Source organism: Deltaproteobacteria bacterium (assembly GCA_016874775.1).
Classification (GTDB): Bacteria; Desulfobacterota; Binatia; order Bin18; family Bin18; genus VGTJ01.
In genome coordinates this window covers 1-18,015 of the sequence record VGTJ01000137.1, presented here as the reverse complement: position 1 = coordinate 18,015, position 18,015 = coordinate 1, and the positions used below count along the sequence as shown (strand labels likewise).

Annotated in this window: 15 protein-coding genes and 1 pseudogene; all 16 read left to right on the top strand. The window is 52.5% G+C overall.

Annotation, left to right across the window (positions count from 1 at the left end; all coding sequences use genetic code 11):
• Positions 1-321: 321 nt before the first annotated feature.
• The 16 genes and pseudogenes from FJ147_20520 to FJ147_20445 all read left to right on the top strand — a co-directional run bounded on the left by FJ147_20520 (position 322) and on the right by FJ147_20445 (position 17,808).
• Entirely contained in the window at positions 322-843 is a 522-nt protein-coding gene (locus FJ147_20520; GenBank protein ID MBM4258266.1) for a hypothetical protein, read from the top strand.
• 57 nt (positions 844-900) lie between these two features.
• Positions 901-2,412, top strand: coding sequence for a DUF4173 domain-containing protein (locus FJ147_20515; GenBank protein MBM4258265.1), 1,512 nt, complete (start codon positions 901-903; stop codon positions 2,410-2,412).
• Positions 2,412-3,813: pseudogene (locus FJ147_20510) on the top strand (B12-binding domain-containing radical SAM protein). Before FJ147_20515 ends, FJ147_20510 begins: the two are co-directional and overlap by 1 nt.
• A 320-nt stretch (positions 3,814-4,133) precedes the next feature.
• Positions 4,134-5,132, top strand: coding sequence for a nitronate monooxygenase (locus FJ147_20505; protein ID MBM4258264.1), 999 nt, complete (start codon positions 4,134-4,136; stop codon positions 5,130-5,132).
• A 146-nt stretch (positions 5,133-5,278) separates the two neighbouring features.
• On the top strand, positions 5,279-5,599 hold the full coding sequence (locus tag FJ147_20500; protein MBM4258263.1) for a four helix bundle protein: 321 nt from the start codon (positions 5,279-5,281) through the stop codon (positions 5,597-5,599).
• Positions 5,600-5,671: 72 nt separating this feature from the next.
• A complete protein-coding gene (locus FJ147_20495; GenBank protein ID MBM4258262.1) occupies positions 5,672-6,991 on the top strand; it encodes a 4-hydroxybutyrate CoA-transferase in 1,320 nt (439 codons plus the stop codon).
• A gap of 113 nt (positions 6,992-7,104) precedes the next feature.
• A complete protein-coding gene (locus tag FJ147_20490; protein ID MBM4258261.1) occupies positions 7,105-7,857 on the top strand; it encodes a glucose 1-dehydrogenase in 753 nt (250 codons plus the stop codon).
• A 72-nt stretch (positions 7,858-7,929) separates the two neighbouring features.
• Positions 7,930-8,628 (top strand): hypothetical protein, encoded by a 699-nt coding sequence (locus FJ147_20485; protein ID MBM4258260.1) that lies wholly within the window; start codon positions 7,930-7,932, stop codon positions 8,626-8,628.
• Positions 8,629-8,646: 18 nt separating this feature from the next.
• Positions 8,647-8,961, top strand: coding sequence for a hypothetical protein (locus FJ147_20480; protein MBM4258259.1), 315 nt, complete (start codon positions 8,647-8,649; stop codon positions 8,959-8,961).
• Positions 8,958-9,461: a hydroxyquinol 1,2-dioxygenase gene (locus FJ147_20475; protein ID MBM4258258.1), complete on the top strand. Its 504-nt coding sequence runs from the start codon at positions 8,958-8,960 to the stop codon at positions 9,459-9,461. The genes FJ147_20480 and FJ147_20475 overlap by 4 nt, the downstream gene beginning before the upstream one ends.
• Positions 9,462-9,614: 153 nt before the next feature.
• Entirely contained in the window at positions 9,615-10,568 is a 954-nt protein-coding gene (locus FJ147_20470; protein ID MBM4258257.1) for a hydroxyquinol 1,2-dioxygenase, read from the top strand.
• Between the two features lie 159 nt (positions 10,569-10,727).
• Entirely contained in the window at positions 10,728-11,198 is a 471-nt protein-coding gene (locus FJ147_20465) for a RidA family protein (protein MBM4258256.1), read from the top strand.
• Between the two features lie 131 nt (positions 11,199-11,329).
• Positions 11,330-14,143 (top strand): 2-oxoglutarate dehydrogenase E1 component, encoded by a 2,814-nt coding sequence (locus tag FJ147_20460; protein MBM4258255.1) that lies wholly within the window; start codon positions 11,330-11,332, stop codon positions 14,141-14,143.
• Positions 14,144-14,242: 99 nt separating this feature from the next.
• On the top strand, positions 14,243-15,493 hold the full coding sequence (gene odhB, locus FJ147_20455) for a 2-oxoglutarate dehydrogenase complex dihydrolipoyllysine-residue succinyltransferase (GenBank protein ID MBM4258254.1): 1,251 nt from the start codon (positions 14,243-14,245) through the stop codon (positions 15,491-15,493).
• Positions 15,494-15,534: 41 nt separating this feature from the next.
• Entirely contained in the window at positions 15,535-16,944 is a 1,410-nt protein-coding gene (gene lpdA / locus FJ147_20450; GenBank protein MBM4258253.1) for a dihydrolipoyl dehydrogenase, read from the top strand.
• Between the two features lie 258 nt (positions 16,945-17,202).
• Positions 17,203-17,808, top strand: coding sequence for a hypothetical protein (locus FJ147_20445; GenBank protein MBM4258252.1), 606 nt, complete (start codon positions 17,203-17,205; stop codon positions 17,806-17,808).
• Positions 17,809-18,015: the final 207 nt, after the last annotated feature.

Below are 18,015 nucleotides of genomic sequence, written 5' to 3'. Positions count from 1 at the left end.
CGAACATACCACCGTTTCCAGTGACGCTATGGTGTACTTGGCCAGTATCCGGCGCACGCTGCGGATGGTGACGACGGAAAATACGAATTAAAAAACACTTTCTTAGAAGAAATTCTGCAAAAAGCGGCGGAGTCAGTTGCGGCGGTGGAGAAAAAATCGTCCGCTCGGAGGCTTCCCTGGGGGCGATTGGTGAAGGCAGGGAGTTGAGGTCCTGCGTTTGATACCGAACGGTTTTGTGTAGCGTGCACGGCGCGCACGACTGCTTCTCGTCACCCCGTGACTCTCCGTGCACACCGCGCACGCTACGGAGGAAAGGCTGGTATGATTATTGACTCAGCACTCATAATGACACCAATGAACTCGGTTTCCCGATCGCAGACAGCTGATGTCAGCCTCATTCGTGCGGCGTTGTTCGGTACTATTGTTCCACCGTTGCTTGCGACTACAGCCTTACTGCTTCTCCGCGCGGAAAACTGGTCTGAGTTTCCGACGCTGTTCTCTTTTTTCTTCGTTGTTTTTAATATGTCACTTTTTGTGTCGATTCTCTGTGCACCGTTTGGAATTGTCTTCGCTGTTCTGTGTGGACTCCTGGCGAGAGCCTGGCTGCGACGCGGAGACAGTATTGCTGACGTTCAGGTGCGGATGAGTAGTGTCGGTGCTGTATGCGGACTGGCGTCGCTCTGGGGACTCGGACTGCTCTTTGATGGGAACTGGAGCACTCTTTTCATGGTCCAATGGCCGGCTTCATTTTGGGGGACTGCTTTGGTTGTCGGTGCGACCTGTGGTTGGCTCTTGCCTCGTATTGCTCATATTTCTCGCCCGATTCCTGCCTCCGCAACATAAGGGGAATTTTTTTATCTTCTCTCTTTGCATCGCAAAGTTCTTTACGAAAGGCGCTCTATGGAAAATCAATTTGGAACGCTAAGTGATAAATCTCAGCGAGGGCTGAGCGTTGTTGCACTGGCGCTAGTCCTTGGTGTGGCCGGAGATGCGCTGCTGCGAGTAACACCTTGGGGGATCAATGTGGGACTGTGGATGGCGTTACTGTTGGTTGGTGGTGTCGGGCTGGTGCGGTGGCAGCGTATCTCCGTGGCGGGTGAAGGCGAGGGGTTGCTGGTTCCAGTGCTCTTCTTTGCGGTGGCGTTTGCCTGGCGGGATTCGGCCACGTTGCACCTCGTCAATAGTGCCGCGCTCTTCAGCCTCCTGGCCCTGGCCATTTTACATTACCGCTCTGGGCAAATCCGAATAGCGGAAGTGACGGATTATACAGCTAAGGTGAGTTATGCCTTCGGCCAGACGTTGAGCGGCAGTGCTCCATTGCTTACCACAGATATCGATTGGCAGGAGATCCCGCATTCGCAATGGTCAGGGACGGCACGCGCACTTGCGCGTGGCGCCATGTTCAGCTTACCACTCCTCTGGATCTTTGGGACGCTGCTTACCTCTGCGGATGCCGCGTTCGAGCAATTGGCAACAGCCGTGTTCCATTGGCTGTTTACAGAATACCTTGGGCACCTGTTTTTCATTGTGGTTATAGCCTGGCTCGTTGGTGGTCTCTTGCGGCAAATGTTGATCACGCCGGAATGGCAACCGCCTGCTCCAAAGAATAGGGAAGCCAAATCACTCGGAGTTATTGAGGTGACGGTCATGTTGGGGCTCCTCAATGCGTTGTTCCTGGCGTTTGTTTGGGTGCAATTTCGCTACTTCTTTGGCGGAAGCGAAGCGGTCACCGCCGTCCCAGGTCTGACGCTTGCCGAATATACCCGCCGCGGCTTCTTTGAGTTAGTCACTGTTGCGGCACTGGTCTTACCACTCTTGTTAGTTGTTCACTGGCTGCTACGTAAAGAACAACCTCTACATGAGCAGATCTTTCGTGGATTGGCGGGAACGCTAATCGCTCTACTGTTTGTGATCATGATCTCCGCTGTCCAGCGCATGTGGTTGTATCAGAGTCAGTATGGTCTCACGGAATTGCGCTTCTATTCAACAGCGTTCATGGGCTGGCTGGCAGTTGTGTTTGTATGGTTTTCGCTCACTGTATTGCAAGGCAAACGTGACCACTTTGCCTTCGGCATGCTCGTGTCGGGCATTGCGACGGCTGTACTTTTGAATGTCGTGAATCCCGATGCCGTCATCGTTCGCACGAACATCGATCGCGAAGGTGCCGCTGCTTCATTGGATGCCAACTATGTAACGTCACTGAGTGCAGATGCGGTCCCCACGTTATTTGCCGTACTGCCGACACTCACTGAAGAAAAGCGACGGGCGGTGGTTGATCAACTGCTGCTCCGCTGGTCACCACCAACAACGTCAGACTGGCGAACCTGGAATTGGAGTCGGTCTCGGGCGTGGGCAGAGGTCACCGACTACCGGGCAAAGCGGTTGGGCTTCACGTTAAGAGGGGAGGAATAATGAAAGTAAAATTCATCCTCCCGGCGCTTACCGAAGCGACCAGTCCGCACTGGCGGCCAATTCAGTACTCCTTGTTTCCTCCACTGGGATTGGCAACGTTAGCAGCCTATCTCGCTCCTGAAGATGAAGCCGTCATCGTTGATGAGCATGTTGAGCGGCTGACACTCGATGACGAGCCAGACCTTGTGATCATTCAGGTGTACATCACGAATGCGTATCGCGCGTATGCCATTGCCGACCATTATCGACGCAAAGGATGTTATGTGGTGTTAGGCGGGCTTCATGTCACGTCGTTGCCCGATGAAGCACTCTGCCATGCCGACTCAATTTTCCTGGGACCAGGAGAAGAAACGTTTCCGCAATTTCTTCGTGACTTCGCCCAAGGCCAGCCGCGACGGTGTTACTCGTCTCCGGTGCGGACTCTTGAGCGCATCCCTCTAGTCCGTCAGGACCTGATCAAGCGTGAACTCTATCTGGTCCCAAACTCGATTGTGGTGACGCGCGGATGTCCGCATCACTGTGAGTTTTGTTACAAAGATGCCTTCTTCGCGGGGAGGTAAATCTTTCTATACCCAACGCGTTGATGATGCCCTGGCGGAAATCGAGCGCCTGCCAGGGCGTCATTTATATTTTCTTGATGACCACTTGTTTGGCGATCGTAAGTTTGCTGCGGCCTTGTTTGCGGGTATGCGTGGCATGGGACGGTTGTTTCAAGGCGCGGCGACCGTGGACTCAATCCTGCGAGGAGACCTCATTGAGCGGGCGGCGGAAGTTGGGTTGCGGAGTCTGTTCGTAGGATTTGAGTCCTTGAGTCCAGCGAATCTCAAGCAAAGCAACAAACGCCAAAATCTTGGTCAAGATTATCAGGCGGCAATTCGACGGCTTGATGATCTTGGCATCATGATTAACGGGAGCTTTGTCTTTGGGCTTGATGATGATGATCGAGATGTGTTTCGTCGCACAGTTGACTGGGCAATTGACAACGGTATCACTACGGCGACGTTTCACACTCTCACGCCATATCCGGGCACCGCGCTTTTCAGCAAAATGGAAGCAGCAGGGCGCATCACAACTCGTAATTGGGATCTCTATGACACGCGCCATGTTGTGTATCAGACTCAAGGACTTTCAGCCGACGAACTGAAAGCTGGATACGACTGGGCATACAAAGAGTTCTACCGATGGAGTTCCATCGCTGAGGCGAGCCGGAATCATATGACACTTAAGCATTGCCTCAAGCACTTCTGCTACAGCGTGGGATGGAAGAAGTTCGAGCCTGCCTGGGATCTGATCATTCAAGCCAAACGGCTGACGCTGATGCGGCCTATGCTTGAGGCGGTATTGTCAAAGGTGAGCGGCAGAAAAGAGACTCCTTTGGCCCCGGTTCCGCGTGTTGTTTGATAGCATTGCCCCTCGTCCGTTGAATGAACATATGAACAAGAGAATGTTCCGCTTCCACCAACCCCTAGCCTCTAGTCGTCAGTCCATTTAATTTTGAGGGATCGGGTTTCGTCATGCCCGCGCAGGCGGGCAGCCAGGGAAATTCAGCAGTGGCCTGTAGTTAAGCCTCCTGGATTCCCGCCTTCGCGGGAATGACGTCCCTTGAGTTATCCATCAAAACTTTCTGGACTATCTACTAGTCTCTCGTCCCATCATTCCCCGAGTTGATTTCTCCCCCCTCCCGTGAGACATACACCAGCAAGTCTTTCTCGGGAGGCTCTATGCTAAAAACTCCACTCTGTCGGCAACTTGGGATTGAGTATCCTATCTTTTCTGTTGGTATGGGCGGTGGTATGGCTGGGCCGGGGTTGGTTGCGGCGGTGTCGAATGCTGGTGGCTGTGGCGTGTTGGGTATGGGTGGATTACCCGCCCCTTATATTCGCCAACAGATTCAACAACTGCGCACGCTGACGAACAAGCCGTTCGGCGTCAATATTATTCTGCCAATGCTACAAGAGGGACAGATCGAAGCCTGTCTCGACGAGAAAGTGCCGATTCTCGTGCTCTTCTGGGGCGATCCGAAACCGTACGTTGAAGAAGCTCACAAACGCGGCACGAAGGTCTTCATTCAAGTTGGTTCAGTGGAAGAAGCCAAAGCTGCCGCTGCGGCTGGCGTGGACGGCATCATTGCCCAAGGCGTTGAAGCTGGAGGTCATGTAAAGAGCACGACTTCCTTATCGACAATTGTTCCTGCCGTGGTTGAAGCGGTGAAACTGGTACCAGTGATTGCCGCAGGTGGGATCGCGAACGGCAGGGGTGTCGTTGCGGCGTTGAGTCTCGGCGCACAGGCGGTGTCGATGGGTACGCGCTTTCTCTGTAGCGAGGAGACCCTGGTCACACAGGCATACAAAGAACGGGTGACTCGCGCCAACGCTGAAGATACTGTTTACACACTTCTCTTTGATGTGGGTTGGCCCAACGCCGCTCACCGTGTGTTACGCAACAAAGAGATGAATGAATGGGAAGCCGTTGGTCGTCCCGAAACAGGGAAACGTCCTGGTGAAGGAACTACCAACGGAGCAATGCAAATCGCTGGAACCACGGTCGACATGCCACGCTATGGGGTCTTTCCGCCAATGACAGGATTTACCGGCGATATGGAACGTACAGCTCTGTATGCTGGGGAGTCGTGTGGGTTGATTAATGATATTAGGCCTGCGGCAGAGATCGTTGCTGGTATCGTCTCTGAAGCAGAGGAGGTTTTGAGGGGCCTAAAGTAGTCGCTAGGAATTTTGGGGCTTGGGGCTTGGGGCTTGGGACTTGTAATTGGGGACTAGGGACTAGAGGCTTGGGACTTGTGAACAATAAGAGTACGGAGGTGAGTCATGTCAGAAGTTACCAAGACTTGGAGGTCTGGCAAAAAGCCATGACTTTGGCAAAAGAGAGCTATCAGGCGACGAAGAGTTTCCCCTCGGAGGAGAGATTTGGTTTAGTCAACCAAATGCGTCGGGCGGCTGTCTCTATTCCTTCGAACTTGGCTGAAGGTCACACGAGGACTGGAGCAAATGAATTCAGGCGCTTCATCTCGATAGCAATGGGCTCTGTTGCCGAACTGGAAACCCAAGTCACCCTCAGTCATGAATTGGAGTACCTGAACGTAAAAAATAAGAGCGATCTTCTCAAACAACTTGCTATTGTTGGCAAGATGTTACGAGGCCTTTACAAAGCACTAGGAGCGAAAAGTTAATTAGTACTTTACTTTGTTTTACTAGTCCCAAGCCCCTAGCCCCTAGACCCAAAAGGCAACAAGGAGCGACTAATGAAGTGGCAGGATATCTATCGCGATAAACTCATTACCATCAAACAAGCTGCCAGCATGGTGAAGTCTGGCCAACGAGTGTTAACTGGCTTAGCCACGTTAGAGCCACAATATATTGCGAACGCGCTGTGTGATCGTTGGCAGGAGTTGCGCGATGTAGAAATCCTCACCAGTAATGCGATGAAGCCGTATCCGTGGTTTGATAAGGAGCGGAGTGCGGCCTTCAAAATTCAGGCTGGTTATCTCTCAGCGATTTCTCGCCCACTGTATCAAGAAAAACGGATCGAATACTCGATCAACACTGTGTATTCTCCGTCGAAGTGGGCTGAACCAGGGCGCTCAGCACCGATGATGGAGGCGGATGTTTGTTTCCTCACGCTCTCTCCACCCAATGATCAAGGGTTCTGCAGCTTTGGAGAGCAACTGTGGTACTCCCGTGAATGGGTTAAAAGGTCACGGTTGGTGATAGCCGAGATGAACCCGTTGGTCATTCGAACTGGCGGAGATAACTACGTCCATGTCTCACAGATTGACTATCTGGTTGAACAGCCGGAACCGGTTCCACCGTTTCGCATTTCACCAGTGATTTCGCCGGAAGAGGAAGAAGCTGCAAAGAAGGTCGGTGCCCTGGTTGCATCATTGGTGAACGATGGGGATACCATCCAGATTGGCTTGGGGTCGGTATCGATGTTTACTGGCTTTTATTTGCGCGAAAAGAATGATCTTGGCGTGCATTCGGAAATTCTTACCTCCTCAATGATCGACCTCTACAAATGTGGAGTGATTACCGGCAAACGCAAGACGTTGCATCCTGAAAAGCTGGTGGCGACGGGGATGTTCATCGAGCCGGAAGACTATGCGTTTGTCAATAATAATCCAGTTGTCGAGTTGCGCGATGCCTTCTACACGAACAATCCGGCAGTGATTGCACAAAATCATAATCAAGTCGCGATCAACAATGCCTTAGCGGTGGATTTCACCGGGCAAGTGACAGCAGAAGCGTTTGGTCCGCAGATGTTTACTGGTGTGGCTGGGCAACTCGATTTCGTACTTGGGGCGTATTTGTCTCCAGGCGGACGTTCGATTACGGTGTTGCCGTCGACGGCACGTGGTGGAACGGTCTCTCGCATCGTTTCAATGTTTCCCGAGGGGCAGATTGTCTCGTTACCGCGTACGTATGTTGACTACGTGGTGACTGAATATGGAATCGCTGCCCTTGCTGGAAAAAGTGAACGCCAGCGTGCAGAGGCGTTGGTCGACATTTCACATCCGCAGTTTCGCGAGGAGTTGCGCGCGCAGGCACGGAAGCGGTTTAACTAGGCTCTGGGCTCTGGAAGTTGGGCTTTGGGTAAAGAAAGGGAAAAAGAATTAGGTTTCTTTTTTTTCTGGCGCCTAGAGCCTACAACATCCCAGAGCCCCAATAAGGAGAAACAATGGACAGACTCAAAGGCAAAGTAGCAATCATCACCGGTGGTGGTTCTGGCATTGGGCGGGCATCATGTCTGCTGTTTGCTCGTGAAGGGGCAAAAGTGGTCGTCGCGGATTATGTGCTCGAAGGTGGGAAGGAAACAGTCCGGCAGATTACAGAGGCAGGTGGGGAAGCCGTCTTTGTGCAAGCTGATGTGTCCAAATCAGCCGATGTCCAGAACATGATTGGTGCGACCATTCGCAATTATGGTCGTGTCGATGTCCTTTTTAATAACGCTGGGATTGAAGGTCCGTCATCGAAGCTCGCTAATCTCAAAGAAGAAGATTGGGATCGTGTCATTGCTATCGACCTGACCTCAGTTTACTTGGGAATGAAGTACGTGATTCCTGAGATGATCAAACAAGGTGGTGGGTCGATTATTAGTACGGCGTCGGTGGCGGGAATGGTTGGGTTTCCTGGTAGCGGGGCCTATGCCGCAGCAAAGGCAGGAGTGATCAATCTAACCCGTTTGGCTGCGCTTGAGTATGCTGACAAGAACATTCGCGTCAATTGTATCTGTCCGGGCGTGATCGAAACGCCGATGGTCGATCGTGTGGTGGGCGGACGACCACGCGAGCGAATCGTGCGGACCGAACCTGTTGGTCGCTTGGGCAGGCCAGAAGAAATTGCCAATGCTGCCCTGTTTCTCGCCAGCGATGAATCGTCTTTTGCCACTGGTGCACCGTTTGTGATTGATGGGGGATATATCGCGCGCTAACGAGAGACCAGGGGCTGGGGACTAGGGACTTGTGGTTAGCCCTAGCCCCCAGCCCCTCCACGGAGTGGAAAAATGTGGGAAGCATTTGTCGTTTTATTTTGGTGGGTGCTCTTTGGTGGATCACACATTCTCCTGTCTTCCTCCTTTGTCCGGCCACAGTTGATTGCCAAAGTTGGTGAACGTCCGTTTCAGGGGATTTACTCGCTGGTTGCTTTCGCGACGTTCATTCCTTTGGCTATGTACTACGGAAACCATAAACACACCGGCGTCCAATTCTGGCACTCTTTCCTTGGGCTTGAGTTGATCGCGAAGGATTTCAATGTGCTGCTTATGGCGTTTGCCTTTGTTCTTCTGGTGAGTGGGTTGGTCGCGCGCCCTCCGAGTTCAATGATGCCCGCGAGCGGAGTGCCAGAAGCGTATGGCGTCACGCGGATCACACGTCATCCGACATTTGCGGCCATCTTTCTCTTTGGAATCGCGCATTGTTTAATGAACGGTACGCTGACCGACCTGATCTTTTTCGGTGGGTTTAGTGTGTTCTCGTGGATTGGTGCCGCACATCAAGATGGACGTAAGGTTATTGATGTTCCTGGGTACGCAGCTTTTAAGGAACAGACCTCTTTTGTCCCCTTTGCCGCAATTATTGATAAACGGCAACCATTGAATGTGAGTGAATTGCGCTGGGTTGTGGTAGTGATTGCCCTGGTCGTCTTCTATATCGTGCGCGCTCACCATACAGGTTGGTTTGGCGGTGCACGGATGATTTTCTAATGATATTGTAAGAGCCCTATGGATGCAGAGTCTTTTTGGCAGGGATGGGCTTTCCTCCTTAGCCTTTCTAAAGTGCAGCTAATTCTCCTTGGGGTTGCGCTTGCTTTGCTGGTCGCGATCAGCAAAATCCTGCGATTTCTGTTTTTGCTTGGATTCGTCGTGATCTGTTTGACGATTGTTTTTCCCGCAGCGGGTGAATGGTACGACCAAAGTCGCGTGGGGACTGTGGTGAATTATTTATTGCAATGGGGGAAAGCGGCAACGCAAGATCCGATACCTGCCGAGCCACCCCCAGCGATACCTGCCGAAGCTCCGGCAAAGGAGAAAAGATGAAACCAACAAAAGATGCGCCGCAAGCCGCAAGTATGGCTCACTATGAAAAAGGTGGAGTTGATATTGTTGACCCGCGCGAGAACGTCAAGCGATACGTCTACTCCAACGTCTATGAGATCGGTGCCCGCGCGAAACCCTACGAAAAAATTGCGGTTGCAAAGAATGGCCCATATGTGGTTGAGTGTATCGCTGCTGAAGGGGTCATGCCGCAGTGGCGTTTACAGCCGCACGATGAGTTTATCGTTTGCCTTGAAGGAGAAGTCCGAGTTGATTTCATGGAGCCTCGCGTTGAACTTGCTGCAGGAGCACATGTAGATGTTCCAGGTGAAGAGATGGGGTACATCATCGTCCGCGAAGGGAATCTGTGTCTGTTGCCAAAAGGAATGGCCTATAAGTTTAGCGCTGCGAAGCGATCACTCTTACTCCAGCAAGCCAAGCAGAGCGACGGGACGATACTGGCCTGGGAAACGATTTGTGAGGGATGGTCGGGGAAAGTCTAGAAGTCTAGGAGTCTGGGAGTCTAGGAGTCTGGGAGCCGAAGAAGCGACGTAAGTAGAGGCGTGAGGCTGGTTCTTCTTTCCCCCAAGCCCCAAGTCCCTAGCCCCTAGCCCCATGTTGGCGCATGAATTGTAGAAGGGAAATGGAGAACAACCATGTCCGCGTACAAAGAATTCCAATTAAGCAAATTTCGCTTCACCCGTGATGATTACTTTGCGCATATCTACTTTCCCACGCAGACCGGGAAAGAGATGGAGCATAAGCTCGACATTGATGCGTTCCTCAAGCCTCTGCAACGTGATGTGGCCTGGAGCTTTTTCTACGGCATGGTGAAGTTCGATGACATATTTGGCACGATTAACCACTATGGGACCGTGGAAGTCTTTGCTGGGAAATACCACAAAACGCTTAAGCAAGGTGGCTTCTGGCATGCGGAAGAGCTGAATCGTGGTGAAGTTGAGCGTACGTTTACGCAGATGTTGGAAGATTGGGTGCCGGCTGACTTTGATCCGTTTGCCGCACCGCGCGAAACTGGATCAGCCGTAGGTCCGAAACGCTCCTCAAATATTGAGGCGATTCATCGCAAACGGGTGCTGACAACCCGTATTGTCAAACAGTCTGATCGACAAGAACCTGAATATCCGATCAACGATGGCTTCAAAGGGATCGAATTCAAGTACGGCGAGATGCACATCAAGTCTGGACAAGAAAACAAATTTGGCTTGGTGAACCTCTATGAATATCTCGCACGCTCGGATGTCACGTGGAATCCCTCGATTGTTTCAGTATTGGAGCACAGTCTCTTTTGCCCCACGACTGAAGAGCATCGGCTGCCGGTGAAACATGGGAATGATCGGGTTGAATGGTTTATCCAGTTGAATGGCCAGATCGATTGGGAGGTCTGTGATCAAAATACTGGTGAACTGATGGCGTATGTGCGCATGCGACCTGGAGATGTGTGCGCTATGCCTTCGGATATCCAACACCAAGGGTTTGCCCCTGAGCGTTCGATGTTGTTAGTGTGGGAAAACGCCGACCCAAAAATGCCGGAGAAGATTCGTAATGGAACAGTTCCCGGTGATCCAGACAAAATGGTGACGATGAGTTGAGAGAATTCAGCTATCAGCGGTCAGCTAACAGCCAGATGGGAATAGGGCACAGGGGATAGGTTATAGTTGGCCGGTGTGTTCGATCTGTGTCCTCAAGCTGAAAGCTGATAGCTGACGGCTGACCGCTCAGAATTGAATTGAAATAGAAAGGGAAAAACTATGGAAGTTGAGAAAAAGCTTGCAACGCTCGGGCTTACGCTCCCACCAACCCCGACTCCGGTGGCGAACTATGTTCCTGCAGTACGCACTGGCAACTTGGTTTTTATCTCTGGGCATGGCCCAGTGACAATGGTAGATGGAAAAGTTTCCCGTATCAGAGGAAAAGTTGGCCGGGATTTAACTGTTGAACAAGGGTATGACGCCGCGAAAGTGGTTGCCCTCAATATGCTTCAGTCGCTTAAAGGGGTGATCGGCGACCTTGACAAAGTCCGTCGTATTGTCAAGGTTTTAGGATTCGTCAACTGTACAGAAGACTTTCCCGACCAGCCTAAAGTCATCAATGGCGCATCCGATCTGTTCGTTGAGTTATTCGGGGATCGTGGCCGCCATGCCCGTTCAGCGGTTGGCATGTATCAATTACCGTTTGGGATCGCGGTGGAGATTGAGATGGTGGTAGAGGTGGACGGGTAATCACGATATAGTAGAGGCAAATACATACTCGCCGAGGAAGAGTTCTTCTGACATTGCCAGGGCCACGCTACCGAGCTTGATAAGGGGAAGGCCAGAGGCGAACTTCCAGGACAGAAAGCCGCATGAAGACTATGGAACCTGCCGCGTTGGAGGGAGCGAACGGTGCAGACCGTGCTCCGCTCGAATTTGCTCTGCTCAATGAAAACGCTGAATTCGTCGAGACGTTATATCTCCAATACTTAAAAGCGCCGGAGTCAGTTGATGAGGAATGGCGGGAATATTTTTCCCACCTCGCTAGTGGGGCCTCGACTCCTTCAACGACCAACGGCGCCACCCACGCGGAGCCGATATCCGCTGCGGACATCGAACGGCAAGCTCGTGTCCTACAGCTCATTCGCGCCTATCGTGAACGTGGTCATTTTCAGGCCGATCTTGATCCACTCGGAATCGCGCCGCGACGGTCCCATCCTGAACTCGAACCTAGCTACTATGGCTTTACTGAAGAGGATATGGAGCGCGAGTTTAGCGCCGCACGCCTCTCCGGTATGCCAGCGGTCACGTTGCGCGGAATCTTATCTACTCTCCGTGAAGCCTACTGTGGGACCCTGGCGGTTGAGTTCATGCATATCCAGGATCCTGCGCAACGAAGTTGGATTCAAGCGCACATGGAGGACAAGCGGAAACGAGTATCCTTCCCCGTCGAGATTAAGCGCTCGATCCTCTCGAAACTCTACGCGGCTGAGACATTTGAAACCTTCCTACATACGAAGTTCGTTGGTCATAAGCGCTTTTCCCTCGAAGGAGCGGAGTCGACAATTCCGATGATGGAACGGTTGGTTGATCACGCTGCAGAGCACGGCGTGGAGGAGATCGTCATCGGTATGGCCCATCGTGGGCGCCTCAACGTGCTTGTGAACCTGTTGGGGAAATCCTTTGAGCAAGTGTTTTCTGAGTTTGATGGTAATGTCGACCCCAATTCCATGATGGGTTCTGGCGATGTGAAATATCACTTGGGTTTCTCGGCTGATCACCTTGCCCAGAACGGCAAAAAAGTCCATCTCACGCTGACGGCGAATCCCAGCCATCTTGAAACAGTCAATCCTGTGGTTGAAGGTCGTGTCCGTGCCAAACAAGACCGTCGCGACGACCGTGAGCGTACACGCGTTGTTCCGCTTTTATTGCATGGCAATGCCGCCTTTGCTGGCCAAGGGGTCGTGAGTGAAACGCTCAATCTTTCGCAATTGCGAGGGTACACCACTGGTGGCACGATCCACATCGTCGTCAACAATCAAATTGGTTTTACCACTGACCCTGAAGACGGGTTTTCCGGGTCATACACCACCGACATTGCGAAGTCGATTCAAGCGCCGATCTTTCATGTGAATGGCGATGATCCTGAAGCTGTTGCTCGTGTTGCCATGCTGGCGGTCGATTTCCGTCAGACATTCAGGCGTGACGTCGTCCTCGATGTGGTCTGCTATCGTCGTCATGGTCATAACGAAGGCGATGAGCCGAGTTTTACCCAGCCGCGTATGTACCGTGCGATCAAGGACAAGCGGCATGCCGCGTGGCTCTATCGTGAGCGGCTTCTTGATCAGAACGAGCTGAGTGATGCCGAAGCAAAGTCGATTGAGAAATCTTTCCGTGAGCGTTTGCAGACCGCGCTCGATACGGTCAAAAGTCAGCCATTACGTCCGTCGGCTGAAGCTCTCGGTGGTGTCTGGCAAGGCCTAACGCGAGCACATAATGGCCGAGTTGATACGCGAGTGAAACGCGAACTATTGGAATATATTGCGCGTCGTCTTTCTGCCGTACCAGAAAACTTTACCCTCAATCCCAAAGTAGAAAAATTGGTCCAAGCCCGAACCGAGACGGTTCTTGCTAACGGACAAATCGATTGGGGCTTAGCTGAATTATTAGCGTATGGGTCGCTTGTCTGTGAAGGCATTCCGGTACGCCTGAGTGGGCAGGACAGTGCTCGCGGCACGTTTAGCCATCGACATGCGGTCCTGGTCGATTACGACACTGGGCTCCAGTACTTTCCCTTAGCCAACCTCCGTGAAGGGCAAGCGCAATTTAGCGTGTACAACAGTCCGCTATCTGAATATGCGGTGATGGGGTTCGATTTTGGTTACAGTATGGACAGCCCCAATGCGCTAGTGATCTGGGAAGCGCAATTCGGTGATTTTGCCAATGGTGCGCAAATCATCGTCGATCAATATCTCACCAGTAGTGAATCAAAATGGCAACGTATGAGTGGCCTCGTGCTCCTCTTGCCGCATGGCTATGAAGGACAAGGGCCGGAACATTCCAGTGCACGGATGGAGCGCTATTTGCAACTCTGCGCAGAGGAGAACATCCAGGTTGCTAACTGCACGACCCCGGCGCAGATCTTCCACCTCCTGCGCCGACAAGTGAAGCGCGACTTTCGTAAGCCTTTGGTGGTATTTACCCCTAAGAGCCTCTTGCGTCATAAATTGGCGGTATCTTCAGTTACTGAGTTGGCAGATGGTGCGTTCCATGAAGTCTTGGATGAAAGTATAGCTCCGCAAAGCACAGTCACTGTTGACCCGAAGGGTGTGAAACAGATCTTGTTGTGTAGCGGTAAGGTCTACTACGACTTGTTAGCCGAGCGAGAGAAGCTCGGACGAAACGACGCGGCTATCGTTCGTCTTGAGCAGCTCTATCCTCTGCCTGAACAACAGTTGACCGAAGTGCTGAACCGCTACGCGCAAGCCAATGATGTGGTATGGGTGCAAGAAGAACCACGCAACATGGGAGCGTGGACTTTCATCTTGGAACATCTTTCTCCACTCCTACGCGCACGCCAAATTCTCCGTTATGCGGGACGACAAGCGCAAGCAAGCCCTGCGGTTGGATATCAAAAGATCCATCAGCAGCAGCAAACGCAATTACTGAATCAAGCTCTCGCAGGGGGAAAGTAATCAGTTGTCAGTTGTCAGCGACCAGTTCAGTACAAACAGACTTTTCTGCTTGTACTGAAAACTGAGAACTGATGACTGATAACTCTTCGAAGGAAATCTATGAGTGTTGATATTGTGATTCCCGCTCTCGGTGAATCGATTACCGAGGGAACGATTTTGCGCTGGCTCAAAGATGCTGGCGAAGCGGTTGAACGTGACGAAATCGTTGTCGAAATCGAAACTGATAAAGCGACAATGGAACTTGCTGCCCCAGAGGCTGGGGTCTTAAGCGAGATTCTCAAACCCGCAGGTGAAAAAGTCGAGATTGGCGAGGTGATTGGACGCGTGACTCCAGGAGCCACGGCCACTGCCCGTCCAGCACCAACTGCGGCGGCAAAATCTCCAACTCCAGCACCAGTTGCGCCCGTGCAGCCACAAACCCCTGTTGCACCATTAAGCCCAGCCGTGCGTCGCCTGGTCGAAGAGCATGCGGTGAACCCTACCGATGTTGCCGCTACCGGTCGTGGTGGAAGGATAACCAAGGGTGATGTCCTGGAACACGTATCCGCGAAAGCCGCACCAGCACCAGTGTCCACACCACCTGCTCCCGTCCAACGTCCTGCAGCGCCACCGCCGATTGTTGCCGCGTTTGCGGATGGGAACGTGCCGCGTGAACAACCCCAGCCAATGAGCCGTATTCGCCGACGCATCGCCGAACGCCTCAAGCAAGTGCAAAACACGGCGGCGATTCTAACCACGTTCAACGAAATTGACATGAGTGCGGCGATGGCGCTGCGCTCCAAATACAATGAGAGCTTCAAGGAGCGCTACGGTATTTCGCTCGGCTTTATGTCGATCTTCGCGAAAGCGAGTGTAGAAGCGCTCCGTGCCTTCCCGGCGATCAATGCTGAGATTCGTGGTGAGGACATCATCTATAAGAATTATTATGACCTCGGCATTGCGGTCGGAACCGAGCAAGGGTTACTGGTGCCAGTGATTCGTGAGGTGGACCGCAAGAGTTTTGCGCAAATTGAGATCGAATTGGGTGAACTCGGTCAGCGGGCGCGTGCTGGGAAAATCAAAGTTGAGGAACTTGCTGGCGGGACTTTCACTATTAGTAATGGTGGCGTGTATGGCTCGCTGATGTCGACGCCGATTCTCAATCCGCCGCAAAGTGGCATCCTTGGCATGCATAAGATCGAAAAACGTCCGATCGTTGCGGGACCTAACGATGAGATCGTTGTCCGCCCCATGATGTATGTGGCTCTGTCTTACGATCATCGCATTGTTGATGGTCGCGAGGCCGTTCTTTTCCTGCGGCGGATCAAGGACTGCCTTGAAGACCCGGCCCGGATGCTGTTCGGACTATAAACCTAATTGCGGATTGACGACTGCGGAATGCGGGTTGAGGAATGGCTGAAACACAACAATTTGATGTCTTAGTGATCGGCTCGGGCCCTGGCGGTTATGTGGGCGCAATCCGAGCCGCGCAGCTTGGCTTGCGCACGGCCTGTGTGGAGAAGTCGCCTACGCTTGGTGGCACCTGTCTCAACGTTGGCTGTATCCCGAGCAAAGCTTTACTCGATTCGAGTGAATGGTTTGCCCAAGCCAAAGAGAAGTTCGCGCATCATGGCGTCGTCTGTAGTAACGTCACGCTTGATCTCCCGGCGATGATGCAGCGCAAAGACAAAGTTGTCGAAGGGTTGACGAAAGGGATCGAGGGCCTCTTTAAGAAAAATAAAGTGACGCGCCTGCAAGGCCAGGCGCGTTTTCGTGATGCTCGAACAGTGACGATCACTGCCGCTGATGGTTCGACACAAGACGTGCAAGCGAGAGCCATCGTCATTGCCACTGGTAGTGAACCGATTGCCCTGCCGACCGTGCCCTTTGATGGTGAACGCATTGTGAGTTCAACCGAAGCCCTGACCTTTTCTCAGGTTCCGCAACATTTAGTCGTTGTCGGTGGTGGAGCAATTGGCTTGGAGTTAGGGTCAGTATGGCTTCGCCTCGGCGCGAAAGTGACCGTGGTCGAACTGCTTCCTCGACTTGTTCCAGGGATCGACGCACAAATCGCCTCGGCTCTCCAACGTTCTCTGACCAAGCAAGGCTTTTCCTTCATGCTCGGATCGAAGGTCACTCAAGCAACGGTGAACAACGGCGAAGTGACGTTGACTGTTGAGAACGATAAAAAAGAAAACAAGGAACTCAAGGCTGACCGAGTACTCGTTGCTGTCGGGCGCAAAGCCTATACTGCTGGCCTTGGCGCAGCCGAGATCGGTGTCGCGTTCGATGAACGCGGTCGGGTGAAAGTTGATCACCACTACCAGACGAACGTCGCAGGCATATATGCGCTCGGCGATGCGATTACAGGTCCGATGTTAGCGCACAAAGCTGAGGAAGAAGGCGTGGCACTCGCTGAGTTACTGGCCGGGAAAGCGGGCCATGTGAACTATGATGTCGTGCCGGGTATCGTGTACACCTGGCCTGAGGTCGCGTCAGTCGGTCTTTCTGAAGAAGCGGCAAAAGCTTCAGAGGTCCAATACAAAGTCGGTACCTTTTCTTTCCTTGCCAATGGCCGGGCCCGATGCATGGATGAGGCTGATGGCATGGTGAAAGTCATTGCTGATGCGAAGACTGATCGTATTCTCGGAGTGCACATCGTTGGACCACGTGCTTCGGACATCATTGCTGAAGCGGTCATGGCGATGGAATTTGGCGCATCGGCTGAAGATATGGCCCGCGCCATGCACGGTCACCCCACGCTTCCAGAGGCCCTGCGAGAAGCTGCATTAAACGTTGAGAAGCGCTCACGACAGAGCTAAAAACCTCACCCTATCCCTCTTCGTAACAGAAGAGGGAACTGAGAAAACTCATCTCCCATTCCCTTACTTGACCGGTAGGGCCACGATGCGTGGATCATTCGCGGTTCCTTTTCCCATCAGGGAGAAGGCCAGGATGAGGTCAGAAAAAATAGAAGCACTCCCTCCCCAGTCTCTCTCTGTATCATCCTAAAAAAAATCCCCGAACCCCCGATCTAGCAAAAAGAGGAAGATCAGAATCCGGATGACACAGGGGATGGTGTGAAATTTACGCTATTGGTGTTCACGTTTGCGACTTGTCTACTGCTCTCAGCCCAGAGCGAGGCTGCATCGTTAAGTGGCACCGTCACGCTGAACGACAAGCCGGTCGAAAGCGTGATCGTGTATCTTGAAAGTGTTGAGGCGGTACAGTCGACGCCCAAACGTGAGCCCGTGATCATTGAGCAGCGAAATCTTACCTTTTCTCCAAATGTGATACCGGTCGTGCAGGGTACCACCATTAAGTTTGTTAATAGCGATAACGTCCATCATGGAATTTTCAGTCCTTCACCAGGAGCTGGGAAACTGAGCCTGGGCACTGATGGTCATGGCGAAGTGCGATCGGTAAGGCTAGATACGCTGGGAGAGGTGGTGCTTCTATGTAATGTCCACTTGGAGATGGAAGCGCGTGTGCTGGTGGTCAAGGACCCGTATTTTGCCGTCACTGCCGTGGATGGTCGGTATCTCGTTTCAGATATTCCCCCTGGCGCCTATCTCTTACGTGTCTGGCGTAAACACAAACAAGCATTAGCCGAACCACTGGAGTTATCGCTTGCCCGCGATCTCACCCTCGATTTGCGCTTGAAACCCTTAGAAAGTGTTTTTTAATTCGTATTTTCCGTCGTCACCATCCGCAGCGTGCGCCGGATACTGGCCAAGTACACCATAGCGTCACTGGAAACGGTGGTATGTTCGAAGTCCCGACACAAGCGCCGCTAGCGCCCCAGCCAACCGAAGGACCGCTCCACCACCCAGCGGCGGGGCAACACGGTAAAGCCTTTGGCGTCTGCCGAACGGCGCACCACCTCCAAGCGC